At 49.3% G+C, this 23,871-nt stretch carries 24 protein-coding genes and 1 other RNA gene; 15 read left to right on the forward strand and 10 right to left on the reverse strand.

Annotation, left to right across the window (positions count from 1 at the left end):
• The first annotated feature begins 83 nt into the window (after positions 1-83).
• Both AC2D8L_RS01975 and AC2D8L_RS01980 read left to right on the forward strand, forming a co-directional pair.
• The gene (locus AC2D8L_RS01975; protein WP_484683775.1) at positions 84-605 is read left to right on the forward strand and encodes a hypothetical protein; all 522 of its coding nucleotides are present in this window, start codon (positions 84-86) and stop codon (positions 603-605) included.
• A gap of 68 nt (positions 606-673) precedes the next feature.
• A complete protein-coding gene (locus AC2D8L_RS01980; RefSeq protein ID WP_484683776.1) occupies positions 674-1,645 on the forward strand; it encodes an NAD(P)-dependent alcohol dehydrogenase in 972 nt (323 codons plus the stop codon).
• Between the two features lie 2 nt (positions 1,646-1,647).
• On the opposite strand, the gene AC2D8L_RS01985 is transcribed toward AC2D8L_RS01980, so the two are convergent.
• Positions 1,648-3,282: a chloride channel protein gene (locus AC2D8L_RS01985; protein WP_484683777.1), complete on the reverse strand. Its 1,635-nt coding sequence runs from the start codon at positions 3,280-3,282 to the stop codon at positions 1,648-1,650.
• A gap of 216 nt (positions 3,283-3,498) precedes the next feature.
• Between AC2D8L_RS01985 and AC2D8L_RS01990 the strand changes: the two genes are divergently transcribed.
• The gene (locus AC2D8L_RS01990; RefSeq protein ID WP_484683778.1) at positions 3,499-7,185 is read left to right on the forward strand and encodes an AsmA family protein; all 3,687 of its coding nucleotides are present in this window, start codon (positions 3,499-3,501) and stop codon (positions 7,183-7,185) included.
• Here AC2D8L_RS01990 and AC2D8L_RS01995 read toward each other — a convergent pair.
• The 3 genes from AC2D8L_RS01995 to ssrA all read right to left on the reverse strand — a co-directional run bounded on the left by AC2D8L_RS01995 (position 7,182) and on the right by ssrA (position 8,414).
• Positions 7,182-7,412 (reverse strand): ribbon-helix-helix domain-containing protein, encoded by a 231-nt coding sequence (locus AC2D8L_RS01995; RefSeq protein WP_484683779.1) that lies wholly within the window; start codon positions 7,410-7,412, stop codon positions 7,182-7,184. The genes AC2D8L_RS01990 and AC2D8L_RS01995 overlap by 4 nt on opposite strands.
• A 9-nt stretch (positions 7,413-7,421) precedes the next feature.
• Positions 7,422-7,940, reverse strand: a complete 519-nt coding sequence (locus tag AC2D8L_RS02000) for an SspB family protein (RefSeq protein WP_484683780.1) — start codon at positions 7,938-7,940, stop codon at positions 7,422-7,424.
• Between the two features lie 118 nt (positions 7,941-8,058).
• Positions 8,059-8,414, reverse strand: a transfer-messenger RNA (tmRNA) gene (ssrA, locus tag AC2D8L_RS02005).
• 106 nt (positions 8,415-8,520) lie between these two features.
• Between ssrA and AC2D8L_RS02010 the strand changes: the two genes are divergently transcribed.
• The 9 genes from AC2D8L_RS02010 to AC2D8L_RS02050 all read left to right on the forward strand — a co-directional run bounded on the left by AC2D8L_RS02010 (position 8,521) and on the right by AC2D8L_RS02050 (position 14,848).
• Positions 8,521-8,838: a DUF2853 family protein gene (locus tag AC2D8L_RS02010; protein WP_484683781.1), complete on the forward strand. Its 318-nt coding sequence runs from the start codon at positions 8,521-8,523 to the stop codon at positions 8,836-8,838.
• Positions 8,839-8,978: 140 nt separating this feature from the next.
• Positions 8,979-9,437: a YHS domain-containing (seleno)protein gene (locus tag AC2D8L_RS02015; protein ID WP_484683782.1), complete on the forward strand. Its 459-nt coding sequence runs from the start codon at positions 8,979-8,981 to the stop codon at positions 9,435-9,437.
• A gap of 57 nt (positions 9,438-9,494) precedes the next feature.
• On the forward strand, positions 9,495-10,289 hold the full coding sequence (locus AC2D8L_RS02020) for a thymidylate synthase (RefSeq protein WP_484685137.1): 795 nt from the start codon (positions 9,495-9,497) through the stop codon (positions 10,287-10,289).
• Positions 10,286-10,615 (forward strand): phosphoribosyl-ATP pyrophosphohydrolase, encoded by a 330-nt coding sequence (locus AC2D8L_RS02025; RefSeq protein ID WP_484683783.1) that lies wholly within the window; start codon positions 10,286-10,288, stop codon positions 10,613-10,615. Before AC2D8L_RS02020 ends, AC2D8L_RS02025 begins: the two co-directional genes overlap by 4 nt.
• A complete protein-coding gene (locus AC2D8L_RS02030) occupies positions 10,605-11,117 on the forward strand; it encodes a dihydrofolate reductase (protein WP_484683784.1) in 513 nt (170 codons plus the stop codon). The genes AC2D8L_RS02025 and AC2D8L_RS02030 overlap by 11 nt, the downstream gene beginning before the upstream one ends.
• 77 nt (positions 11,118-11,194) lie before the next feature.
• Positions 11,195-12,265 (forward strand): FtsH protease activity modulator HflK, encoded by a 1,071-nt coding sequence (gene hflK, locus AC2D8L_RS02035; RefSeq protein ID WP_484683785.1) that lies wholly within the window; start codon positions 11,195-11,197, stop codon positions 12,263-12,265.
• Between the two features lie 2 nt (positions 12,266-12,267).
• On the forward strand, positions 12,268-13,158 hold the full coding sequence (gene hflC, locus AC2D8L_RS02040; RefSeq protein ID WP_484683786.1) for a protease modulator HflC: 891 nt from the start codon (positions 12,268-12,270) through the stop codon (positions 13,156-13,158).
• A complete protein-coding gene (locus tag AC2D8L_RS02045) occupies positions 13,158-13,343 on the forward strand; it encodes a DUF2065 domain-containing protein (RefSeq protein ID WP_484683787.1) in 186 nt (61 codons plus the stop codon). The genes hflC and AC2D8L_RS02045 overlap by 1 nt, the downstream gene beginning before the upstream one ends.
• A gap of 47 nt (positions 13,344-13,390) precedes the next feature.
• Positions 13,391-14,848, forward strand: a complete 1,458-nt coding sequence (locus tag AC2D8L_RS02050) for a Do family serine endopeptidase (RefSeq protein ID WP_484683788.1) — start codon at positions 13,391-13,393, stop codon at positions 14,846-14,848.
• A gap of 146 nt (positions 14,849-14,994) precedes the next feature.
• Here the strand turns inward: AC2D8L_RS02050 and serB are convergent, their stop codons facing one another.
• Positions 14,995-15,870, reverse strand: a complete 876-nt coding sequence (serB, locus tag AC2D8L_RS02055; RefSeq protein ID WP_484683789.1) for a phosphoserine phosphatase SerB — start codon at positions 15,868-15,870, stop codon at positions 14,995-14,997.
• 23 nt (positions 15,871-15,893) lie between these two features.
• Here serB and miaA point away from each other — a divergent pair, with 23 nt between their 5' ends.
• Both miaA and AC2D8L_RS02065 read left to right on the forward strand, forming a co-directional pair.
• The gene (miaA, locus tag AC2D8L_RS02060; protein WP_484683790.1) at positions 15,894-16,784 is read left to right on the forward strand and encodes a tRNA (adenosine(37)-N6)-dimethylallyltransferase MiaA; all 891 of its coding nucleotides are present in this window, start codon (positions 15,894-15,896) and stop codon (positions 16,782-16,784) included.
• Positions 16,785-16,844: 60 nt separating this feature from the next.
• Positions 16,845-18,056: an MFS transporter gene (locus tag AC2D8L_RS02065; RefSeq protein WP_484683791.1), complete on the forward strand. Its 1,212-nt coding sequence runs from the start codon at positions 16,845-16,847 to the stop codon at positions 18,054-18,056.
• 2 nt (positions 18,057-18,058) lie between these two features.
• On the opposite strand, the gene AC2D8L_RS02070 is transcribed toward AC2D8L_RS02065, so the two are convergent.
• Entirely contained in the window at positions 18,059-18,514 is a 456-nt protein-coding gene (locus AC2D8L_RS02070; protein ID WP_484683792.1) for an SRPBCC domain-containing protein, read from the reverse strand.
• A 46-nt stretch (positions 18,515-18,560) separates the two neighbouring features.
• On the opposite strand from AC2D8L_RS02070, the gene AC2D8L_RS02075 reads away from it, so the two are divergent.
• Positions 18,561-18,875, forward strand: coding sequence for an ArsR/SmtB family transcription factor (locus tag AC2D8L_RS02075; protein ID WP_484683793.1), 315 nt, complete (start codon positions 18,561-18,563; stop codon positions 18,873-18,875).
• Here the strand turns inward: AC2D8L_RS02075 and AC2D8L_RS02080 are convergent.
• The 4 genes from AC2D8L_RS02080 to AC2D8L_RS02095 form a co-directional block, all read right to left on the reverse strand.
• On the reverse strand, positions 18,872-19,393 hold the full coding sequence (locus AC2D8L_RS02080) for a DUF4329 domain-containing protein (RefSeq protein ID WP_484683794.1): 522 nt from the start codon (positions 19,391-19,393) through the stop codon (positions 18,872-18,874). The two genes, AC2D8L_RS02075 and AC2D8L_RS02080, sit on opposite strands and share 4 nt — an antisense overlap.
• A 169-nt stretch (positions 19,394-19,562) precedes the next feature.
• The gene (locus tag AC2D8L_RS02085) at positions 19,563-21,521 is read right to left on the reverse strand and encodes a serine hydrolase domain-containing protein (protein ID WP_484683795.1); all 1,959 of its coding nucleotides are present in this window, start codon (positions 21,519-21,521) and stop codon (positions 19,563-19,565) included.
• Between the two features lie 131 nt (positions 21,522-21,652).
• Positions 21,653-22,129, reverse strand: a complete 477-nt coding sequence (locus AC2D8L_RS02090) for a YbaK/EbsC family protein (RefSeq protein ID WP_484683796.1) — start codon at positions 22,127-22,129, stop codon at positions 21,653-21,655.
• A gap of 10 nt (positions 22,130-22,139) precedes the next feature.
• On the reverse strand, positions 22,140-23,537 hold the full coding sequence (locus tag AC2D8L_RS02095; protein WP_484683797.1) for a dipeptidase: 1,398 nt from the start codon (positions 23,535-23,537) through the stop codon (positions 22,140-22,142).
• Between the last annotated feature and the right edge of the window lie 334 nt (positions 23,538-23,871).

The raw sequence follows: 23,871 nt of genomic DNA on the forward strand, positions 1-23,871 counted from the left end.
TGATAAAGTCGAACAAGGGAGTTGGCTGATGGTCTTGGATCAGCTCACGTTTTGTGCATGCTGGGATTTAGGAGATGCATGGAATGTCGGCACTTGATGCGATATTGTCATTTGATGGCAAACATGTAAATGAGCTGAAACAGGCGGTTAAGGCTGGCATTTCGGATGCTGAATGGCACCAAGTTGGGAGCTATTTCGATAGTGCGGAAGTTGCACACCAAACCAGTTCTACTTGGGTGGTGAAAGCTGCGCTTGAGCAGCATCGGGCAGTGCCTTCAATAGTGTTGGACCAGCTCATTGCTCGTTCCATGTTCCTGACGGGGTGGGAGCCAAAACTCCATTTGTTACAAACGGTTCAGTTTCTAGATGTTACTGATGATCATGCGTTCCAATTGGCGCAATTTATCAATGCGTGCGAATTTGATGACAAAACACTCGTGCGCGTTTGGGCACTTGATGCATTTGTGCGGCTGAGCCAAAAAGATGCTCAGCGCTCACCACTTGCCACAACCAAACTTGCAAAAGCGTTGACGAACAAAGCTGCCTCAATGCGGGCGCGTGCACGCAATCCTTGCGAAGAATTTCCACAATTGAGACCAGATTGAGTATTTGCGCTTGAAACCAGGGCAAAGCCACTTACTTTTGGGGGATGCCGCACCAAAAGGAACATCAGATGAAAGCCGCTATTTATCGCAAATTCGGCCCCGCCGAAAATGTCAAAGTTGAAGAACTGCCGAAGCCGACACCTGAAGCAGGAGAAGTTCTCATCAAGGTGTTTGCTTCCACAGTGGATATTGCCGATGTGCGGGTGCGGGCGTTGCGTGTGCCTGCTGGTCTTTCCATTCCAACACGCCTCGCCATGGGGCCATTTAATCCAAAATGTCCAGTGCTAGGCCTGCAGCTATCAGGTGTTATCGAAGCCGTTGGTGATGATGTTCAAAACTACAAAGTTGGTGACGCTGTAGTTGGTTCATCGGGTTTTAAATTTGGGTGTCATGCAGAATATGTGTGCCTTGATGCAGCTGGTGCGCTGGCAATCAAGCCATCTGAATTGTCCCACGAAGAAGCGGTTTCTGTTCTATTTGGTGGCTCTACTGCACAGGCTTTTTTTGACGCGTCTGGTTTAAAATCTGGTGATCACATCTTGATCAATGGCGCATCCGGGGCTGTTGGCGTTGCTGCGGTCCAGCTTGCAAAACATATGGGTGCAAACGTTACGGCCGTGTGTAGTGGCAAGAATGTTGATCTGGTGACAAAGCTTGGTGCGGACCGGGTGATTGATTACAAGAAAGAAGACTTCAAAAAGCATGGCGAAAAGTTTGATTTTGTAATGGACAATGTGGGTAACGCGCCATTCTCCGAAATTAAACATCTATTGAAACCTGACGGCAAACTGATGGTTATCATCTTTAAGAGCGCGCTGGAGATGATCAAAAACAACTTCAACAAGCGAGCGTTTATTTTGACCAGTGCTGACGAGAAGATGGCGATGGGCCCTGAAATGTATGGCCGTTTAATGCAGTTGGCAGCAGATGGGGTTCTCACGCCAGTCATCGACAGCACATATGCATTGGACAAAATTGTGGATGCACATAATCGAGTGGATACAGGGCGCAAAGTAGGTTCGGTCGTCGTGACAATGTAGTGTTAAAGGTGTTCTTCGCGGCTTTGTTCGACAAGTGCTTTGTTGAAACTGGCAAGGGCATCCACATGGGTAACCCAGCCGACTTGGCGCATGCGTTTCCCGGTTCCTTCCATCACAGGCAGTCGTGATTTATGGGTCGCGTCGAACGCGCGTAAGGCGTTTTCCAATGTATCTTTGGACTTGAGCCATGGTTTGCCGGACAGGATGTCGAACGGTTCTTCGTCTCCATCTTTATCAAACGGTTTCATGAAGTCGCGCACGCGGAAATATTTCACGAAATGTCGATGCGGCCCTTCTTCGAGCATGATGCCGCGGGTGTAGAGCTGCCAATAGAAAAATGACCGCCCCATGACCGCCTGGCTGATGCCTGTGGAAATCGACACGGCGAACAGTAGGGCAATCGAAAACGCAAAACCGCCGGTAAGTTCAAAAATCATCACTGTGGTGGATATGGGTGCGCCCAGCACCGCCGCCGCGACTGCGCCCATGCCAATTATGGCATAGAGCGCCTCAGATGACGCCATCTCCGGGAACACGGCCGCGGCCATCAATCCAAACGCCCCCCCCGTCATTGCGCCCAAATATAGGGCAGGGGAAAATATACCGCCGCCCATGCGTGAGGCAAGGGTGATGGCTGTTGCGGCAGTTTTGGCGATGATAAGTGCCAGCATAGTTTGCAGTGACCAATGGTTGGTCAATGCCGCGTCTGTTGCTTCATAGCCAACGCCTAATACCTGCGGGAAAAACAAAGCAATGAACCCGACGGCCGCGCCGCCAATTACCGGGCGGAAATAGTCCTTGATTTTGAAATGCCGCGCGACCCAATCACTCCCGATCAGTGACGTTTGAAAGCAAATGGCAACAATCGCGCAGGTAACGCCCAACAGTGCGAAGGCTGGGATTTCCCAATATGATGTAATTTGAAAATCCGGCACCAAGAATGCTGGATTGTCGCCAAACCAGCCACGGGACATGGTGGAGGCGATGACAGACGCAATGACCACGGGTACAAATGCGGACATGGCAAAATGACCAAGAATGACTTCATGGGCAAACAAAACGCCTGCAATCGGCGCGTTAAAGCTAGCTGAAATCGCCGCTGCCACTCCACAACCCAGCATGATCCTGCGCGCAGATGGGGGCAGCTCGAAAAATCGAAACAGGGCTTTAGAAACAGACGCAGCAAAGTAAACAACTGGTCCCTCACGGCCTGAGCTACCGCCAAACCCCAAAGTGATGGCAGAGATCGCTGTGCCGATCAATGCTTCCTTGAGGGATAGTTTCTTGCCGTCGTGTGCGCGGGCCTCGATGACATCCGCAACGCCGCCATGCCTCGAACGGCGGCGGAAATATAAGATAATGCCGACGAGGCAACCGCCGATCAGCGGACCGCCAAAGGTGAACCACCAAGGCATGCCTGCAAGTTTATCAAGAAAACGTTCTGAAGTGGTGCCCAGCCATAGGAATTGCAGCCAACCGATAAGGGAGCGAAATAGGATTGCGACCACACCGCCAGCAACACCAGCGCCAATGGAAAGGAGCCACATTTTTGGCTGTTGGGCAGCTCGAAATGACGCAAGGTGTGGGTGCACCCAGCGATAAACAACACGGTATATTAGGCGTGCATTTTTTGCCATTTTTACGCGCGATCCCCCTTAAAATCGCACCATATCCATGTTTTGTGATAGGCCTGTTTGGCGCAGTTGCGCAAGGGGAAATAGTCTAAAGCTGTGATTTCACATACGAATTGCCCAATCTTGTGACAATTTATGGTGACGAGCGGCTTACAAAGGCATAGAGTTTCTCACGAATTTGGAAATTTACATGAACTTTGACGTGCTGCGGTTAGCTCCTTGTTAAATCGGCTTTATATTGTTGTTGGCGTTGTTGTTATTCTGCTGCTCGCAGCAGCCTTCGTCGTGCCTCGGCTTTATGATTGGTCACCTTATCGGGACCGGATGGAAGAAATTGCATCTGAAGCGCTGGGCACGCCGGTCGCGATTAACGGCGATTTGTCTTTTACCCTGCTACCTCAACCCCAAATGCGCATGTCCAAAGTTGTTGTTGGGCCTGAAGCTTCGCCCATCGTTGAAATTGAGGCGATCGAAGCTGACCTCGCCCTTATGCAATTTTTGCGCGACTTTTATGAAGTGCAAAAGCTGGTTCTACATACGCCCAAATTTCATTTAAAGGTCGCGCAAGATGGTGGGTTTGATATGCCCATTTCGTTGGCCCAAACCGGTGGGCGCGACAATGTGGCAATCCAAGACGCGCAGATCAGCAATGGTAGTTTTTTGCTGAGCGATATGCGCTCAGATGAGCATTGGCGCGTTGATGACATCCAAGGCAATTTAAGCGTTACCGCTCTTAGGGGACCATTTGCGTTCAACGGGTCAGGGAAACTTGATCAAAAAGAACTGAATTTGCGGGTGAATACGTCGGACCTCAACGAGCGCGGTGACATCCGGATTAGTTCGTTTTTGACGCCGCTAGATAAAAGCTTTTCGCTCTCGAGCGAAGGTCTTTTAACGACCGCTGCCTTGTCGCCATTTTATGATGGTGAACTAACCCTTCGCATGACGCCGCAAAATTTGGCTGAAAATGAAGTGCGGGGCGACGCAATTTTAGAAGCCAAAGTTCAGCTAGAACCGGAGCGCTTTAAGCTGACCGAATATGCCCTGCAGCCAGATGAGAATCGGGCTGGAACCCGCTTGACCGGGGCAGTTGATGTGCGATTGGGTGCAAGTCGGCAATTCGATGCGGTGATTTCTGGTGGCGTTGTAAATTTGCTACCAGACGATGCACTGAATGTCAGTGAAGACGATCCATATGCTCTTGTGTCCCTGATCACGCAGCTGCCTGCACCGCCTGCGCTGGGCAATGTAACCGGCTCGATTTCGGTAGATATAACCGAGTTGGGGCTTCGCTCGATTGCACTTAGAAATGTGCTTCTGGACGCGACAACCGATGGTACCGATTGGCAAATCGAAACCTTTAGCGCCAAACTGCCCGGCGACAGTGCGTTGAACCTGTCGGGAAGATTGATCGGTGCGCAGGGATTTGCAGCCTTTGATGGTAAAATGTCCATGGACACAGAACGGCTCGACGCGCTGGCACGTTCTTGGCGCGCATTCGGCGATAGCAATCCGTTGTTTGGCGTCAAGGCCAACTTAGTTGGGGACGTTGATTTTTCATCCTCAGGCGCGACCTTTGAAAATTTAGAGTTCGACCTGGACGGCTATACAATTCAGGGCCGCGTCGATTGGCGTGAAGAGGATATGCGACGTCTAAGTGTCACCGCCCAAATTGGCGAGTTTGACCAAAAGGCAACCGATCAATTGGTTAGTTTGCTGCCGGACCCAAATCGCGCCAATAAGTCTTTGAACAGCTTTCCCGTTGGCCGGATTGAATTGAGCGCCAAAAGCTTGGGGCTTGCCGGGCAACGCGCGACTGATGTTCTTTTGGAAGCGGGATGGTCTGGCGACGGCGTGAATGTTGAGCACATTCGAATTGGCAATATTGCGGATATTCGTCTTGATGGGAATGGGCAGCTGCAGGGCACAACTCAAGCGCCTCAATTGGTGCGTGGGGCATTGCGAGCGGATTTGCAGCCCAACGCAGATGTTGCAGCGCTATGGTCCATCTTACCGCTGCCAGAATTGCACACATCGGTGGAGAACGTCTTTTCGGCCAATCGCCCAGCGCGGTTTGATTTTGATCTATCGGAACCGGGTGGCGACGGTATTCAGCAATTGTTGCTAACCGGTAGCGCCGGCGATTTGAGCATGAATGCACAAATTGGCATGAGTGAAGGTCTAGCGACTGCATTCACTGCGCCATCAAGTGGCACGCTGCAAATCAATGCGCCTTCAACCAACGCCCTGTTTTCACAATTGGGTGTTGCAGATGCGGGGTTTGACAGCAATATCGAAGCTGAATTGGCGGTCGAGTATCAGGGAACTGTTTTCAATAGCGTCGATATTTCTGCGCTCTATTCGAGTGCAGAGAACGCGCTTGGTTATCGCGGCTCTTTGATAGTTTCTGATTTAGATAAGTTGCGCGGCCGGGGCGATTTGCAAATGCGCCTTGACGAGTCAAGTGGGTTTTCCAAGTTTCTTGGTCTCGACAGCTTTCCACTGCCGGGGCCGGATGGCAAAGCGAAATTGAAGTTTGTTGGCGCAGATGACGTTGAACTCACATCAATTCAAGTCCGTGCTGGCGGGGAAGATATTGCTGGTGACCTAACGCTTAAGAAATTAGGGGCGCAGAAGGTTCTTTCAGGCGAAATCAATATTGGCCGCTTGGATGTTAATGCGTTGGCTGCATTTTTGGGCGGCACTGCGTCCACCATATCGTCTGGCGCAGCGATTTGGCCTGATGGGCCTTTTGGTGTCGCTCGAGGCGCCCGCAATAGTCGTGGACGCGTACATATTGAGACGCCGCTTGTTCTGCTTAATGGCGATGCGCTGATTAATGATGTTGGCTTTGATCTGACGTGGACAGCTACGGAAAATCGCATCCGAAATCTTGTTGGTGGTCGCGGGCAGGGTGAGATCTCGGCGGATATTTCGATATGTTGCCATAGCGGAGTTGTGTCAAAACAGGTTTCTGGCCGATTTGGCATCGATGGTGTCGCGATTGAAGATGTATTCCCTCGTGCAATTACGTCACGGATTTCAGGCGAACTTTCTGGCAGTGGCCGGTTCTCGGGTTCTGGCGAAGACTTCGTTCAGGTTATCAATAGTCTTGGCGGCGACGGCAGTTTTTCCGTTGATGGGTTGGCCATTGAAGATTTTGATCCAAATATTTTTGGCAAAATTATTGCCATTCAAAATGTGCTGGAACTTGAAGCCACGGACTTGGAGCAGCAAGTTATCCGCGACCTCGCTGGTGCGCCATATTTCACGCCGGGTCTTGAAGGCCTATTCTCCATGGCGGCGGGGAAAATGCTGGTCAATAACATTTCAATGGAAGACGCGCAGACACGTTTGTTTGGTGGCATCAGTCTAGATTTGATGGACTTTGCGCTGGAAAGCAATTGGTCGCTGACCCCAACCCAAAATGTTGGAGATGGTGCTGTTCTGAACGAGGCAACCGGTCGTGTAGATGTACAGATTGATGGTTCGCTTGTTGAACCAGCATACAAAGTCGATATTCAGCAAATGGTTGATTCAATTCAAGTGAAAGCATTTGAGTTGGAGTTGGAGCGGCTTGAAAAATTGCGAGCCGAGCAAGAAGCGCGCGCCTTGGCCCAGGCAGAAGAACAACAAAGACGCATGGCAGAGCAAGCGGCGCAGTTGGCAAAAGAAGAGGCCGCAAAAGCAGCTAAAGCTGAGGCAGCACGCAAAAAGCGGTTAGAGGAAGAAGCGGCAGCGCGGGCGGCGGCAGAGGCGCTGAATTCTTCGAATGAAAATAACAGCGTGATTGAGCTGCCTGCATTGAATGATGGTGAGGCGCCAATTCTTTTGTTGGATCCAGAGTTGTTGTTTACGCCCGAACAGTTGGATCAAGAGCCGATTGATTTGATTGAGGGCAACTAACTGGCCCCGTCGCCATCACTGTTTGCTGAGCTTTTTAAATTCTCGAGTACATATAGCCGAAGTGCGGAGGCGAGATTTGTCGTTGCGCGGCTTTGGTCAATTGTCTCGATGAATTGGGTTAGGCTCAATTGGCGCTGCTTCGCCAATTCATCAATCTCAGTCCAAAACTCTTGCTCAAGCGCCACGCTGGTGCGGTGCCCGGCAATCGTAATGGATCGTTTTTTCATGATGCTGGATTAGGGTTTCTTGCGGAACGAATCAAGGCTGACGACATTTTCAGTTTCGTCGTCATCCGCTTTTTCTGTGGCGGGTTCGACGCTCTCAGCTTTTGCCTCATCGTCATCACCATTATCTGCCTCATCGTCCGCAGGGGCGGAAGCAACGGCGTCACCATTTTCGTCCATGACATCAAATTGAAGTCCGAACTGAACAGATGGGTCAAAGAAACCTTTAATGGCTGAATAAGGAACTACGAGATGTTCTGGCTGCCCATCAAATGAAAGGCCAACTTCAAAACCAGTATCGTTGATTTTTAGATCCCAATATTGGTTCTGCAACACAATGGTCATTTCATTCTCATATTGTTTGAGCAGACGCTCAGAAACCCGCACGCCAGGCGCAGTGGTTACAAATGAAATGAAAAAATGGTGTTCGCCCGGAAGTCCTGTTTTACCTACTTCACTCAACACTTTTTTCACCACGCCGCGTAGCGCTTCTTGTGCCAGTACATCATAGCGAATGAGGTCTTCGGACATCGCGTTTCCTTATTGTGACTTCGAATCCAATTGATGCCCATAACAGCCCTAAAATTTAGGTGATTGCAAGGGGATAGGTAAGGATAGATGGTCAAAACTTGAGGTGGGGTAAAAATTTAGTGCAGGTTTCTGTTGCCAGGTACCTGCGAACCCCGCCTAGACCCTGCTAGGGGAAAAGGACTTCAATTCGAGGTGTCGAACCGCATTACGCAGCCAAACGTGCCTCAGCGAAGTTGTCATTTGCAACTATCATAATGGCCCGATGCGGTGGTACCATGCCGAGCGAAAGCTAACCCTTTACACCCTCGTCGATCCTATTTCGCCCCCCAAATCCATGCCCTAGCAAGCAAAAGATGAATGGTGGAGGCGCCGGGTACCGCCCCCGGGTCCGAATGGTTTATTACGATTGCAGTTTATCGCCGTAGCTGTTTCCAGCCCTTCTAATATAAGCGCAAAATGCGAAATTGCAATCCATTGGTTGATGCCAAATCGCTTTACAGGGGAAGATGCTTGTGGAATCGTTACACTGGTAAAGTCACATATTTGGAAGTGGCGGCGGATTTGAATGGGAGAACAACTGATGAGCAAGCATTTAGAAGAAATTCAAAAATATGATGCAAAGGCCGATCCGGCAATTGTCGAAAATATGGCAAAGACCTATCGTTTGGTTTTAAGCAAACGGGACAGTGCCTTTGTTGCGGTCAGCGACGAAAGTGAATTGAAAACAGTTCGCGAGAATTTCTTGAAGAAAAAGCTTGGTCTATCAGATAGCGACGACAAGTTGGATGCAATTATTGCAAGCGTCGCTGATGACATGAAAGCAGACCGGATGAAAGAGCGGCTCACATTTTACTATTTGTGTGCCAAAAAGGCGGGCAAGCTTTCAGTATTCGCCTAATAAGTTCGCATTATTTATTGCAGATGAATTTCGGCGCCTTTTTGGGCGCCGTTTTTCGTCGCGCCAATGTGATCGTCAGTTGAAATGACATATTTGGCAGGTTTGCTATTGTGAAGCCAAATTCAATCGGAGATTTTTTTATGCAACGGCGTACCTTTCTTGTTTCCAGCGCAGCCTTTGTTGGCGCGGCGATTTTTACAAACCCGGCTTTTGCTGCGGCAAAGATTTATACTGGATTGGTTCCAGGTGTTGCTGTTGGTGGATATGATAGCGTGGCCTATTTCACTCGCGAAGAGGCTGTGAAAGGCGACGAAGCATTCGCCACTTCTTATGAAGGGGCCACATGGCATTTTTCCAGCCAAGAGAACTTGGACTTGTTCTTAGCAAACCCGGAAAAATATGCACCACAATATGGCGGGTATTGCGCGTATGCGGCTTCAAAAGGCGCGTTGGCGAAGGGCGATCCTGAAGCTTGGACTGTGCATAACGGCAAGCTCTATCTCAACTTTTCCAAATCTGTTCGTGGCATTTGGCGACAAGACATTCCAGGCAACGTCGAAAAGGCAGACGCGAAGTTCCCTGGACTTGTGGACAATTGATCCGGAATTAATGCAGGTGGGCTGTGGTTTGATTTGAGAATCATATATCCATATCCCATGCAAACCTATTTGAATTTACTTAGTCACGTGATGGAAAATGGTGTTGATCGCGGCGATCGCACAGGTACTGGCACGCGCGGCGTGTTTGGCTACCAGATGCGATTTGACCTGCAACAAGGTTTTCCATTGCTGACCACCAAAAAGCTACATCTCAAATCAATCGTGCATGAACTCTTGTGGTTTTTGATGGGCGAAACCAATATCGCTTATTTGAAAGAGCATGGCGTTCGAATTTGGGACGAGTGGGCGGATGAAAATGGCGACCTTGGTCCCGTTTACGGCTCGCAATGGCGCTCTTGGCCTGCTGGCGATGGTCAAACAATTGATCAGATCGAACGTTTGGTTGATGGGATCAAGAATAATCCAAATTCGCGCAGACACATTGTTTCTGCATGGAACCCGGCTGAAATAGAAGATATGGCGCTGCCGCCATGTCATTGTTTGTTTCAATTCTTCGTCGCAGACGGCAAATTGTCATGCCAGCTATATCAGCGTTCCGCGGATATCTTTTTAGGTGTGCCATTTAACATCGCTTCATATGCGCTTTTGACCCACATGGTCGCCCAAGTCACAGGGCTTGAGGTGGGTGAGTTTGTGCATACATTTGGCGATGCTCACATTTATCACAATCATTTTGAGCAGGCGCGGCTGCAACTAACCCGCACGCCAAAAACCTTGCCAAAATTGGTGATGAACAAAGAGCGCACATCGATCTTTGATTTTCAGTTCGATGATTTCTCGTTTGAGAATTACGAGGCTTATCCAACGATCAAAGCGCCCATTGCCGTATGAGCGGGCAATCATTGAAATTGCTCACCCAAAAAGTTGGTGAAGTCAGCGATATCTATGCGGATAAATGCGACATAAATCGCGACGATGATTGGTATGCGCTTAAGCTAAATGAAGAGTTGGGTGAACTAATCGCCGAATATCTACGTATGACGGGTAGGGCGCGCAAGAAGAACATGGGCGAAGAACAGGTGCAGGCCGCGTTGGGCGAAGAATTTGCCGATGTATTTGCGCATCTGTTGTTGTTCGCACAACGCAATGGCATCGATTTGGAAAAAGAGTTGCAGGCCAAGTGGTTATCTCGATTGGAACAAGATGATGACGAGTGATGTCAAAATTTCGCTGATCGCCGCCGTACCCAATAATAATGTTATTGGGGCAAACGGTGATATGCCTTGGTATTTGCCTTCAGACTTTAAGTTTTTCAAATCCACGACCATGGGTAAGCCCATGATTATGGGGCGCAAACAGTTCGAAACAGTTGGCAAGCCTCTTCCGGGCCGTGTTAACATTGTTGTGACCCGCCAAAAAGATTACCAGCCTGATGGCGTTATCGTCATCAATGATTTTGGCGCTGCAATAGATCATGCAAAGACAATTGCGCTGGTAGATGGGCACGAAGAAGTGATGATTATTGGTGGCGGCGAGATCTATAAACTCGCGATGCCGCTTGCTGACAGGCTTTACATCACCCATATTGATGCAGAACCTGAGGGGGACACAATGTTTCCCGAAATAGGTGCGCAATGGATCTGTGTGGAGAAGCCAGACGTGGTGCCGAGCGAAAAAGACACGGCAAAGTACCAGATTTCGGTATACGAAAAAAGATAATATCCGCGCGTGCATTGATCCTACGTCGTGGTTTTCCTATATAGGCAACAAAGTTTAGATCAATTGAAAGGTCTCAAATGTCTCGGAATGACAATAATAGCGGTGGTCCATGGGGCCAATCACCCGGTGGTGGTGGCGGTGGTGGACCTCGACGTCCAGGCGGTCCTCCAAAATTAGAAGAAATTTTGTCGCAAGGGCGCGATCAGTTTAAAGGTGGCATTCCTGGCGGCCGTTGGGCGTTTGGACTTGGCGCAATATTGCTTGTCGTGGCATGGCTATTTCAAGCTGTTTATACAGTTGATGCGCAAGAAGTTGGCGTAGAACTATTGTTCGGAAAACCAAAAGCCGAGTTTTCTCAATCGGGTCTTCACTTCCATTTTTGGCCAATTGAGACGGTTGAAAAGGTCAACACAACGCAAAACCAAACACGTATTGGTTCTGTTCGTGGTTCACGTTCGGCGCAAAATGTTGAAGGTTTGATGCTGACAGGTGACCAAAACATCGTTGATGTTGGTTTCTCTGTTCTTTGGCGTGTTGGTGATCCTTCAGATTTCTTGTTCAATGTGCAAGATCCTCAAGGAACTCTTCGTGCAGCTTCAGAAAGCGCGATGCGTGAAGTTGTTGGTCGTCGTCCGGCTCAAGATGTGTTCCGTGATAAACGGGCTGAAATCGCCTTGGAAGTCAGCACAATCACTCAAACTATTCTTGATAGTTATGGCACTGGCATCAACATCATTCGTGTTTCAATCGAAGATGCTGCTCCACCAACTGAGGTGGCCGACGCATTTGATGAAGTTCAGCGTGCTGAGCAAGACGAAGATCGTTTCCAAGAAGAAGCGCGCCAATATTCAAACACACGTTTGGGTCAGGCACGTGGTCAAGCCGCACAGCTTCGCGAAGAAGCCGCAGCTTATAAAGATCAGATCGTAAAGCAGGCCGAAGGTGAAGCCGCACGTTTCGTTTCAGTATTTGACGAATATGCAAAAGCGCCAGAAGTGACGCGGAAACGTCTGTTCCTTGAAACAATGGAAACCGTGCTCGGAAGCTCCGAGAAAGTGATCATTGAAAGCGGTGCGGGTTCGGGTGTGGTTCCATATCTACCACTGCCGGAAATCAATTCTCGGTCTAACTCGAATGCGGGGAACTAATCATGAATAATCGTTTAGCAATTCTCGCCGTACTCATTGTCGCTGGTTTCTATGTGTTCATGTCATCAATCTTTGTGTTGACTGAACGCCAGCAAGCTATTGTGTTGCGCTTTGGGGAAATCGTTCGGGTCGAAAAAGAGCCGGGTCTAAACTTCAAAATTCCAACTGACTTTGTCGAAACCGTTCAAATCATTGACGACCGTGTGTTGCGGTTCGAACTTGATGATCTGCGTGTGCAGGTTAAGGGCGGTAAATTCTATGTTGTGGACGCGTTCTTGACGTACAAGATCGTTGATCCAGTTCGGTTCCGTGAATCTGTGTTTGGCCGTATATCAACTGCCGAAGATCGTGTTGATACAGCATTAGAAAATGCGCTTCGTGATGTTTACGGCTTGCGTGACTTTAACGCTGCGCTTTCTGAGCAACGCTCTGAAATGATGCGTGAAGTTCGTGATCAGGTGGAGCCAGCCTTGGTAACCATTGGTTTGGCTGTTGTTGATGTGCGTGTAACGCGTACAGATTTGACGGCTCAAGTATCGCAACAAACTTATGATCGAATGAAAGCGGAACGTTTGGCGGAAGCTGCGCGTTTGCGAGCGCGTGGTCAAGAGTTAGCCCAAACACTTCGTGCGCAAGCAAACCGTCAAGCGGTTGAGCTTGTTGCGACTGCACAGCGAGATTCAGACATCTTGCGTGGTGAAGGTGAAGGTGAGCGAAACAAGATCTTTGCGGAAGCATTTGGTAAAGATCCAGAATTCTTCGAATTCTATCGTTCAATGCAGTCTTATCGAGCAGCTTTGCAGAGTGATGGTACCACTATGGTCCTCTCACCAGATTCGGAATTCTTCCAGTATTTCCAGTCTGATACAAAAGCTGTGCCGTCAGGACAGTAATGCAAGAATTCTTTATTGCACTTGCATTAGCAATAACTTTGGAAGGGCTGCTTTACGCAGCCTTTCCTGCTTTTATGAAGCGAACATTGCAAAGTATTTTGGCCTCACCTGATGCGCAACTTCGCGTGATTGGGCTTACAACTGCCATTTTAGGTCTTATTGTACTTTTCTGGTTGCGCAGCTAACTTGGCTGCGAGAGATGCGCCGAAGAAGGCGCATACAGGGAGGAAATATGCCGGTTCTTAAAACACCTATGCGCGCATGCCTACGCATTACGTTGGCAATTATTTTGTTGTTGGCCAGCGCGATTGCGACCTTCGCTAAGGGGCCTGTTTCATTTGCGCCACTTGCCGCTGAGTTGCAGGGTGCTGTGGTCAATATTTCTACCGTTAGAACCGTTCGTTCCGGTGGGCGCGGATTTCCTTTTCCAAACGTTCCAGAGAGTTCACCGTTCCGCGAATTCTTTGACCAATTGCAACCTGAACAACCTCCTGAAGATCAAGCGCCGCGTGAAAGCCGCTCGCTTGGTTCTGGCTTCGTTATTGATCCTGATGGGATCATCATTACCAATTTTCATGTGATTGAAGATGCGGATGAGATTTTTGTAGCGTTTACTGACGGCAGCCGTGTCGAAGCAACGCTTGTCGGTGCCGATGAGAAGACTGATTTGGCCGTTTTACGCGTGAATGTCGGGCGCCAACTCACCTATGTTGATTTGGGCGATTCTGATACCGCTTTGGTCGGGGACTGGGTCCTTGCGATTGGCAATCCATTTGGCTTGGGCGGCAGTTTAAGTGCGGGTGTGATTTCGGCAAGAAATCGGGATATCCGTTCGGGACCCTATGACAATTTTATTCAAACCGATGCTGCCATCAATCAGGGCAATTCTGGTGGTCCCTTGTTCAATATGGATGGCGACGTAATCGGTATTAATACCGCCATCTTTTCCCAATCTGGCGGCTCGCTTGGTATTGGTTTTTCTATTCCGATCAACTTGGCGCGCCCTGTAATTGAACAACTTCGCGAGTTCGGTGAAACACGGCGCGGCTGGCTTGGTGTTGGCATTCAAGATGTAAGCGACGACATTGCTGCTAGCCTGGGCCGAACAGACAATATGGGCGCGTTGGTGCTTTCAATTGAGCCGGAAGGCCCAAGTGATGGGGCGATTGAAGAGGGCGATTTGATATTGAAATTCGACGGTAAGCCGATCAATAAGATGCGTGATTTGCCAAGGATTGTCGCCGAGACTGCCATTGGCAAAGACACTAAAGTGTTGGTGTTGCGTCGCGGGGATGAAATTGAAGTCAATGTCAAATTGGGCCGTCTGGAACAAGTAGATCAGTTTGCGGGTATTGATAGATTGCCGCCCATTGAGGTGCCGGTAAACGCGGACGCGCTGCTGGGCCTGACGGTTGAAGCAATGAGCGACGAGTTGCGTGATCGATTTGCAATTGCATCCGATATTGAAGGCGTTGTGGTGACTGAGGTCGAGCAGAACTCAGATGCATCCGATAAGGGCGTTCGCATTGGGCATACAATTTTGGAAGTCAACCAACAGCAAATCTTGACGCCCAGGGATGTTGAAACGATCGTGGGCACTGCGGCTGAAATTGGCCGAGAAGCCATTTTGCTTAAATTGTCAGATCCCGCTGGCGCGCGCAGGTTTGTTGCAGTGCGGTTGCCCAAATAGCTGGAGACATGGGCTAGTTTGGATTTTTGATTGAATATAGAACATGGGGCAGCACTTTGCTGTCCCAATTCAAATTAGGATGGTCAAAATCTTTGAGCGGATTATGTCGCATTCCAAGGCTTTGCATGACTTTTCGTGAAGGCCAATCATTGCCGTACGAGTTCAGCTTCCTCAAAACCTTGCAGATAGAGCAGGGCACTCAGGTCTGAATGGTTAAACTGATATTCTGCCTCTGCAGCCACAACGGGCTTTGCGTGGATCGCAACGCCCATACCAGCGGCTTTGATCATCATCAGGTCATTCGCGCCGTCGCCGACCGCCATTGTGTCTTCAAGGCCAATTTCCTTTTCCGCCGATATCGACTTCAGTTTGGCCAGTTTTGTGTCTTTATCCACGATGGGTCTTCCCACAGTGCCGGTCAGCACATCCCTGTCAAATTCGAGAACATTCGCGGTCGCCTCGTCAAACCCGATGCGCTTGCCAAAATAGTCCGCGAACAGGGTGAAGCCACCAGAAACCAGAGCGGTATATGCGCCGTAAGCTTTCATCGTTTGCACCAGAACACGGCCGCCGGGTGCGTAAGTAATGCGCTCGCGACGCACCTCTTTTACGGCGTCAAGGTGAAGGCCTTTGAGCAACGACACACGTTCGTCCAATGCTTGTTCGAAATCCAACTCGCCGCGCATGGCGCGTTCGGTAATTTGGGCAATTTGACCCTTGATCCCAAGGGCTGCACCGAGCTCGTCGATGCACTCTTCGTTGATCATGGTGGAGTCCATATCCGCGATCAAAAGCTTCTTTCGTCGCTTTTGGTCTGGCACCAAATTCGCGTCGACTTTTCCCTCACCGATTATATCTCTTGCAATTTGCAATGCTTCTGGCGCTTTTGGGTCTTTGAACTCAACGGCAATGGATTGGTGTAGCCAGTTGACGCTGCCGCCAATTTCAGCATGTATGGCGGCCACCAATTCAGCTTCAAGTTTCGGGCTTGCTGGGTTGGTCGTTAAGACAAGAATTGGCATGTCGATCCTTTGGGGAAGCTAATATGGCACAACGCGCTTTGTTGATAGCGGGTCCAACCGCAAGCGGCAAGACGGCAATGGCGATTGCCCGTTCGGCGGGTGAGAAGGCGTTGGTCGTCAATACAGATTCTATGCAAGTCTATGACGTGCTCAATGTGATCTCTGCGCGCCCAAATGCTGAGGAATTGGCGCTGGCTGACCATAGAATGTACGGGCATGTTGATCCATCAACCCGATATTCGACAGGGGCATGGTTGCGCGATGTTCAAGCTTTGATTCAAGGTGAGGGGCAAGATTGTGAAACGCTAATTTTTGTTGGTGGAACAGGGCTTTATTTTGATGCGTTGATAAATGGATTCGCGGAAATCCCCGAGGTTCCTAAAGAAGTGATTCAAGAAGTTGAAGCTTTGATTCAACCCTTGGATGCGGATCAAAGGGCTGAATTGTTGGCGGATCGCGACCCGGCAATGGCAAAACGCTTACAGTCACCAGATCCGCAACGCGTTGCGCGTGCCATATCTGTCATGGAAGCTACAAACAAATCGTTAGCGTCTTGGCAAGATGAACCCGCGGCCCCGTCCATTTTGACAGGATTTGAAATTGAGAAAATTGTTCTAAACCCTGAACGAGATGTGTTGCGCGACAGGATTGCCAAACGCTTCCATATGATGATGCGGGCTGGTGCTATCGAAGAAGTGCAAGCGATTAATGCATTGGGCCTTGATCCGACATTACCAGCCATGCGAGCTATCGGCGTGCCGGAAATTTCTGCCTATCTACGGGATGAAATGACATTGGACGAAGCGACTGAAAAATCGATCATTGCCACCCATCAATATGCTAAACGTCAGCGTACATGGTTCCGAAATCGCATGAAGGATTGGACCTGGATTGACCCACTCGCTAACCAATAAGCGCGTTGTGCCTATTTGCTTTTGTGCTTAGCTTGGCCTCTATCCTGTTCGAGAATTACGATGAAATCACTGATTGAAAAGTGGCGAGACTTGCCACGCATTGCGTACATATTTGGCCTCGCAAACTTTGTGATTGCGGTCGGCGCCTTTGTGATGCCGTTCCTCACTTTCATGCTGACCTCCAAGCTCGGCATGTCGACGCTGGAAGCCGCGTTTTACGTCAATATCGTATTTTTTGCGCACGTGCCCGCGCAGATTCTCGGGGGCTGGCTGACTGATCGTTTTGGCCGAAAACCCATCTATGTTGCCGCCATATCTGCTGAAATTGTTTTGACGGCGAGTGCCGGGTTCTTTGCGGCGCAATTTGTGCTGCTCTACTTCCTTTTCGGCATCGCCTTTATGAATGGCATTGTCGCGCCCGTCATAAACGCGTGGCAGTCAGACTATTCGACGCCGAAGAATCGGCAGATGGTATTTGCGACATCCTATTTCGGTTGGAATTTAGGGTTTGCCATTGGACCTGCAATTGCTGGCCTGCTGTTCAATGACTATTTTCAATTCATGTTTTGGGGAGATGCGTTCACCACCTCGATAGCGGTAATCATTGTTTTGTTCTTGCTGCCAAGCAAAAAGCCTGAGCAAACCGAAGAAGAGATTGCCGACGAACCGGAAGCGGAGAAAGAGCACAAAGGCAGCATTTGGTCTTTATTTGCCCAGCGCCCCAGATTGCTGCTATTTGCGCTTGTCGGCTATTTCCTCAATGTCATTTATGGCCAGATGACATTCACCGTTCCGTTGCATCTCAATGCAGCTTTTGGTGAAGGCGGCGCTGCTATTTATGGCCAATTGTGGTCGTTTAATGCATTTATGGTGCTTGTGCTTACGCCGCTAGCCGTTGGTTTTCTCAGTCGGTTTTCAACCTATTTCAACATTGCAATTGTCGGTATCTGTTATGGGCTTGGATTTTGGCTGTTCGGCAGCACCATCAGTATTTGGATTTTGGCTGTCGCCATTGTTGTTTTCACCCTAGGTGAGGTGACGATGGCGTCCAACATGCCCGCCCACATCGCCAACGAAAGCCCCAAAAACTTTCGCGGCCGATTGTCTGGCTCTGTCAATCTATTCATCGGCGCCGGCTATGGTATGAGCCCTCTCTTGAGCGGGCTATTTATTGAGCGTTGGGGGATAGAGGCGATTTGGCCGACTGTGCTTGTGATCGGGCTTGTTTGCGCCGTCGCGGTTTTGTTGTTGCGGCCAAAATCGATTTCGTAAAATTATGCGTCGTTTTCGTTAGGATAAAAGCCTTCGCGGATATTGATGCCATGTTCCACCCAAGCTTTTAGGCAGCACAACATGTTCATCCAACCTTCCGCATGGGAGTAACTGTCGTCCAAACCCTTTTGACTTTCAGTCCATTGCCCTTCGCTGATTTCAATTAGGGTGCGTGTGCTGCCCACTGCTGTGAATTTCATAATGACGGTTGTTGGGGCCGGCGCTATTTGTGCGCTCTTTTTGCCCCAGCGAAATCTGATCAATTGGTTGTTGATCACTTCATCCACATGCACATCTATGTTGCCCCACCACGTAACGGTTTTGTCCGGGTGCAAGGGGCCAGATGCACCACCCTTGGTTGTGAAATACTGGGACAGTTTTGCTGGATCGATCACCGCATCAAATACTTCACTAACCTGCTTTTCGACCTGTCCTGCTACTTCAAATTGAATATCCATTATTTCCCTCCTTGTATTTCTTCATAATATGTTATAAAAATATAACATGTCAAATGATGCCAATTTGGATAGAATTTTTAAGGCGTTAGCCAATGGAAAAAGGCGCGCAATTTTGGATCTGTTACAGACAGGCCCAAAAACGACCGGGGCGTTATGTCTCAAACTACCGGAGGTGGATCGGTGCACGGTTATGCAGCACATTAAGGTGCTTGAAAAAGCTGACTTGATTGTTGTGAAACGAGAAGGGCGGGTTCGGTGGAATGTGTTGAATACCGTTCCCATCCAACAAATCTATGGCAGATGGATCAAAAACTACGAACAGAACGCCACAAATTTTATCGCTTCATTGGGAGACGATTAATAGTCGGCGTCATCTCGATCATATAAGCCATCTAGGTCATAAGACCCCTCAACAGGCGGAAATGCTTCACTGTCGTAATTGGGGTCTGAAACTGTGCAGTTGCGGTCACACAGCATAATTGCTTTTTCAGTTTCATAATCGTTCATCCAGATGCGACCACCGGGCGTTGCGACATAGCCATCAACTTCTTCATCTATATCTGCGGCTAGATCGGTTGACGAAGGCGTCTCCGCGTCCGCTTCATAGTGGAATGCGCCATGGGTGTGGTAGGAAGCGATCAGTTCAACCATGTCGTCGCTTGGCTCAGCTTGGCAGCTGTCTTCCCCGCCCTTCACAGGCTCGGTTGCGATCAACTCATCATCTTCATTCAAGCCGAAATAGCCGCAATATTCACGCTTATTGGCGATGGACTTTACTTGGATGTCGGCAAAGAACTCAGCCAGATATTGTTGTGTGATTTCCTGCGCCATTGTCACCGAACTGGACAGCGCGAAAATGGTGATCAAGATTATGCGCATTTTGGTTCTCCAATATCTAATGCAAGTAGAGCATGTGCATTGGGTTTGCGCTAGTATTTGGCTTCAAAAATTTGAAATTGTCCGATTGTTCAATTGGGCAAAATGGCAAGTAATTACCATTTTGCCCATTTGTGGAGATTGCGTCGATAGATCGGCGAATTTCAGCTCGTTAATATGACAAACCGATGTTCAGGAAACCGGCATTCCATACATACCAAACCACTAGGCAAGATGACACGCATATGAGCACAGCCCATATTTTTGTCACCCAAATGCCATCATGACGCAGCGATAGGCCCAAATTCCCAAGCGACGCAATAAGTGCTGCAATCGGGAAAATGGCCATTACCTGCAATCCGATCAATGCTGGATCTGCCGATCCATCCAAATTCAAAAGGTCAGAAAAACTCCAATCAAAGAATTCATGCCAGGCCAATAGGTACAAAAGAACAAGACCTGACAGCAGGAACATTGCACGGTGGGCAGTGAAATTGCCGCCAAATAGCGATTGCGGAATTTTTCCGGACGTTGCAAATTTCCAACGGACGAGTTCAGCCAAGGGCCACGCGATAACGGTCAATGACAATATGATCAGCGTGATTTGCAGCAACGGATCGAGCACTGAGAATGCGCGCCATTGTGGCACCGGCAACATTATCGAATAGGCGGCGAAGGGCTCATATGCGACGGCTGTCACTTGGTTGTTTTCAACACGGGCCGCAAGGCGATCCTTGCTGTTTTCAGCCTGCCATACATATGGCGCGATCTGTACCCATTTCCGTTGATGCTTACCAATTTTGGTCAGTAAGCTGCCATCCGGGTTTGCCGAAATGTTCATTTGACCTTCAAAATTCTTGAAAGCCATAAAACTTGTTCTTGAGCCTCTTGAATTCTCGTAAGCACCGGAAAGTTGGGCGGCCTGTTCTGGAATGGGGGAGAATGGGCTGACTGATTTTTCGACTGAGGGAAAATATCGGTCAGTGAATTGATCGAATATTTGTGCCCGGATTCCGGCATGCGCGCCTTTAACTCCCTTACTGTTGAGGGCAACGAATATGCCGACATTTTGATCGGGGAACAGGCTCAAACTCGTGTGAAAAACTTCGGTATCGCCACCATGCGCGAGGATGCGATGCCCGTTGCGATCCTGTTGATAGAAACCCAAAAGCATACTGTTTAGTGGTGATATATGCACGTCGGCGCTGGTGTGCATCAAATTGGCTGTATCTGCCAAGAACAAGCCCGCGCCATTGTTCAGATGAGCGATCATAAACCGCGCCATGTCATTGCCAGTGGCTGAAAGAGCGCCAGCAGGCCCCATTGGAATCAATTCAAATGGATAAGGCGTTTGATCCGACGAGATTTGATATCCATTGGATAATTTCGAGATGAGGGCTGCGGGAACCGGCTGACTTAATGTCGAATTGCTCATATTGAGCGGTAAATGAATGTTCTGAATGATATAGGCCTCATACGGCATGCCTGAGACCCGGGAAATGATGTATCCGGCCAGCGCGGTTGCATAATTTGAATAGGCTGGTGTGCTGCCGGGTTCAAAAATGGTCGCGGGCAAATTGTCTTTGAGATAGTTTTCAAGCGTTGGCATTTGATCAATATCACGGACGGCCAATATTTTGAACTTATCTTCAAATCCCGCAGTATGTGTCATCAAATGGCGCATCGTAATCGGGCTGCCTGACGGTGAATTTACTGGAAAATCGAGATATAGATTTATGTCTGCATCAAGGTCGATTTTCGCACTTTCGACCAATTGCATCACCGCTGTCCACGTAAAGAGTTTTGTGACCGACCCGATGCGAAACATTGTGTCTTCTGGGTTTACTGGGACCTTGTTTGCAAGGTCGGCAAAGCCATATCCCTTGTCGAATAATAATTCGCCATCTTTGACAATGACCACAACTGCGCCAGCAATTTTACCTTTTTGAAGTGCGGACGGTAGCAATTCATCTGCCCAATGGAGCGCATCTGCCGGGGTTAGGTCTGGGGCAGTGTTGGGATTGTTGGCATTGGCTGAACTGTCTTGCGCGAATGCGGCACTGGTGGATGCCGCCAAAGTGAACGATAGGATTGTGGTCTTAAAGAAATTGGAAACTGAAGCTGAAAACATGACGAATAGTCCTGGGCTGATTGGTCCTGGGGCTGAATTGGCCCCGCAGACGTAAGTCGTGTGGTTTTCATTGCAAGACTGGTGTTCACAAAAAAGTGAACATCAAGAAGTATCTGCTACATTTTCGGCATTTAGGTCACGCAAATCGACTTCGCGTTTGTAAGCCCTTTCAATTCTTCGCCTGTTGTTGGAAATACTGAGCGAGGGTGGCCCGCCGCGGCCCAGATTTCGCCTAACCCTATCAGCGTTTGATCAATAAAGATTTCAACGTCCCCGACGGCGCCAAGTGGCGAGACACCGCCTATCGCAAATCCAGTGTGTTCTCGCACAAAGTCGGCGTCTGCCCGCGCAAGTTTTTCACCAAGTTGGCGACCGACCCTGCGTTCATGCACGCGATTGTTGCCGGACACGAGTAGCAAATAGGCCTTGTCTGTTTCCGCGCCCCTGAACACGAGGGACTTGACGATTTGGGCCACCTCGATGCTCAAAGCATCTGCGGCTTGCTGCGCCGTGTGAGCGAGTTCATCGAGTTGCTTGATCTGTGCAGTGGACCCGGAAGCACGAAGGACATCGTGTACCCGGGTTTCAGACGCAGTAAATTGGGTCATGTCGCCTCAATTATGTTACCTCGGCCATTTTGGCCAAAATCGCAGCATGAGATCGGATGCCGCGTTGCAAACAAGTCAGCTCATATTTTTCGTTTGGCGAGTGGATATTGTCGTCTGAAAGGCCAAAACCGACCATGACGCTATCAAGCCCAAGTGTTTCTTTGATCTGGCCGACGGCAGGAATGGAGCCGCCCATGCCGATTAGTTTTGTTGGATTGTCGAATTCATGGTCCAAACCAGCTTTAGCCGCCTTCAAGAATGCGCTTTCCACGGGCAATTTTACGGCAACGCCAGTTCCATGGTTCTTCAAGGTCATGGTGAAGTCTTTAGGCAAACGCTCTTTGAAGAAGGCTTCGACGTTCTTCAAAATTGTATGTGGATCTTGATTGCCGACGAGACGACATGAGAGTTTTAGACTGGCTTGTGATGCGATGACGGTTTTATGGCCCTCGCCAATATAGCCACCCCACATGCCGTTCACGTCGCATGTCGGGCGTGCCCAAAGCTTCTCAAGGGCGGTGAATTCGGGTTCACCTGCCGGGCCAGACAATCCGATTTCGCCGAAAAACCCGTCATCGTCATGTTTAAGTGCGGCCAACTCTGCGCGTTCTTCTTGGGTGATTTCTGGTACGCCGTCGTAAAAATCTTTGATTTGGATCTTGCCATTTTCATCATGCAGCTGAGCAACGATGGATGATAGGGCGTGCAACGGATTGACCACCGCACCACCATACATGCCTGAATGAAGGTCGCGCGTTGGGCCGGTGATTGTGATTTCTGCGTCCAAAAGGCCGCGGAGTGAATAGGTGATGGCTGGGGTGTCAATGTCCCACATGCCTGTGTCGCAAACCACACAGACGTCGGCCGTCAGACGATCTTTGTTGGCGTCGAGGAAACCCGCGAGGCTTGGGCTGCCGGTTTCTTCTTCGCCTTCCAGCATGATTTTGACATTGCACGGCAAATCCCCGGCAACTTCAACCCATGCGCGGAACGCTTCAATAAAGGTCATGACTTGGCCCTTATCGTCTTGTGCGCCGCGAGCGACGAGCTTCTTGCCATATTTGCTGTCTTTGATCACCGGTTCAAACGGCGCGGTTTCCCACAATTCGAACGGATCGCCGGGCTGCACATCATAATGCCCGTAATAAAGGGCTGTCGGTGCATCTTGATTTGAAGATTTGCGTTCCGCAAAAAGCACCGGGTGGCCCGCTGTCTCAATCAGTTCGATTTCAAAACCTAGAGCCGACAGTTGCTCGCCCATCCAGTTGGCTGCGCGCAACACCTCTTCGTCAAACTGCGGGTCGGTGCTGACCGATGGGATTTTTAGCCAATCAATGAGCCGGTTGACCGAGAGGTCAAAGTTTTCATTTACATAAGAGGTAACCGCATCAAGTTGATTTAAAGTCATTTTTTGTTCCGGATATTTATGGGCAGTTGGAGCGCCAAAACTGAGATGTTTATTTTAATTAGAGCTTTCAAATTCATATGTACCCGTCAAGTAAAAATGTCCTACCGAACGGTTTTGATGCAATTAGGGGCTTGACCGATAAAAAACTGCCCCTTACCAATGTTGTCCAACAATTGAATTTTGGTAAGGGAGTCCCATGCGGACCGTTCTCGTACTCGTGATTAGTGGCACCGGCGGCGCAAACATCTAAGGAAGTTTGCGAGTGTCGGTGCATGTCTAGGTCCCAAACGGGGCCTTTTTTTATGTCTAAAACGTATCTAAGGTAACCTTGGGT

This window comes from Maritalea sp. YIW29 (assembly GCF_057219265.1).

Bases quoted from the DNA above. Each gene is read 5' to 3' on its own strand.
- AC2D8L_RS01975 (WP_484683775.1), top strand. From the start codon at position 84: ATGTCGGCACTTGATGCGATATTGTCATTTGATGGCAAACATGTAAAT.
- AC2D8L_RS01980 (WP_484683776.1), top strand. From the start codon at position 674: ATGAAAGCCGCTATTTATCGCAAATTCGGCCCCGCCGAAAATGTCAAA.
- AC2D8L_RS01985 (WP_484683777.1), bottom strand. From the start codon at position 3,282: ATGGCAAAAAATGCACGCCTAATATACCGTGTTGTTTATCGCTGGGTG.
- AC2D8L_RS01995 (WP_484683779.1), bottom strand. From the start codon at position 7,412: ATGAAAAAACGATCCATTACGATTGCCGGGCACCGCACCAGCGTGGCG.
- AC2D8L_RS02000 (WP_484683780.1), bottom strand. From the start codon at position 7,940: ATGTCCGAAGACCTCATTCGCTATGATGTACTGGCACAAGAAGCGCTA.
- AC2D8L_RS02010 (WP_484683781.1), top strand. From the start codon at position 8,521: ATGAGCAAGCATTTAGAAGAAATTCAAAAATATGATGCAAAGGCCGAT.
- AC2D8L_RS02015 (WP_484683782.1), top strand. From the start codon at position 8,979: ATGCAACGGCGTACCTTTCTTGTTTCCAGCGCAGCCTTTGTTGGCGCG.
- AC2D8L_RS02020 (WP_484685137.1), top strand. From the start codon at position 9,495: ATGCAAACCTATTTGAATTTACTTAGTCACGTGATGGAAAATGGTGTT.
- AC2D8L_RS02025 (WP_484683783.1), top strand. From the start codon at position 10,286: ATGAGCGGGCAATCATTGAAATTGCTCACCCAAAAAGTTGGTGAAGTC.
- AC2D8L_RS02030 (WP_484683784.1), top strand. From the start codon at position 10,605: ATGACGAGTGATGTCAAAATTTCGCTGATCGCCGCCGTACCCAATAAT.
- hflK (WP_484683785.1), top strand. From the start codon at position 11,195: ATGTCTCGGAATGACAATAATAGCGGTGGTCCATGGGGCCAATCACCC.
- hflC (WP_484683786.1), top strand. From the start codon at position 12,268: ATGAATAATCGTTTAGCAATTCTCGCCGTACTCATTGTCGCTGGTTTC.
- AC2D8L_RS02045 (WP_484683787.1), top strand. From the start codon at position 13,158: ATGCAAGAATTCTTTATTGCACTTGCATTAGCAATAACTTTGGAAGGG.
- AC2D8L_RS02050 (WP_484683788.1), top strand. From the start codon at position 13,391: ATGCCGGTTCTTAAAACACCTATGCGCGCATGCCTACGCATTACGTTG.
- serB (WP_484683789.1), bottom strand. From the start codon at position 15,870: ATGCCAATTCTTGTCTTAACGACCAACCCAGCAAGCCCGAAACTTGAA.
- miaA (WP_484683790.1), top strand. From the start codon at position 15,894: ATGGCACAACGCGCTTTGTTGATAGCGGGTCCAACCGCAAGCGGCAAG.
- AC2D8L_RS02065 (WP_484683791.1), top strand. From the start codon at position 16,845: ATGAAATCACTGATTGAAAAGTGGCGAGACTTGCCACGCATTGCGTAC.
- AC2D8L_RS02070 (WP_484683792.1), bottom strand. From the start codon at position 18,514: ATGGATATTCAATTTGAAGTAGCAGGACAGGTCGAAAAGCAGGTTAGT.
- AC2D8L_RS02075 (WP_484683793.1), top strand. From the start codon at position 18,561: ATGTCAAATGATGCCAATTTGGATAGAATTTTTAAGGCGTTAGCCAAT.
- AC2D8L_RS02080 (WP_484683794.1), bottom strand. From the start codon at position 19,393: ATGCGCATAATCTTGATCACCATTTTCGCGCTGTCCAGTTCGGTGACA.
- AC2D8L_RS02085 (WP_484683795.1), bottom strand. From the start codon at position 21,521: ATGTTTTCAGCTTCAGTTTCCAATTTCTTTAAGACCACAATCCTATCG.
- AC2D8L_RS02090 (WP_484683796.1), bottom strand. From the start codon at position 22,129: ATGACCCAATTTACTGCGTCTGAAACCCGGGTACACGATGTCCTTCGT.
- AC2D8L_RS02095 (WP_484683797.1), bottom strand. From the start codon at position 23,537: ATGACTTTAAATCAACTTGATGCGGTTACCTCTTATGTAAATGAAAAC.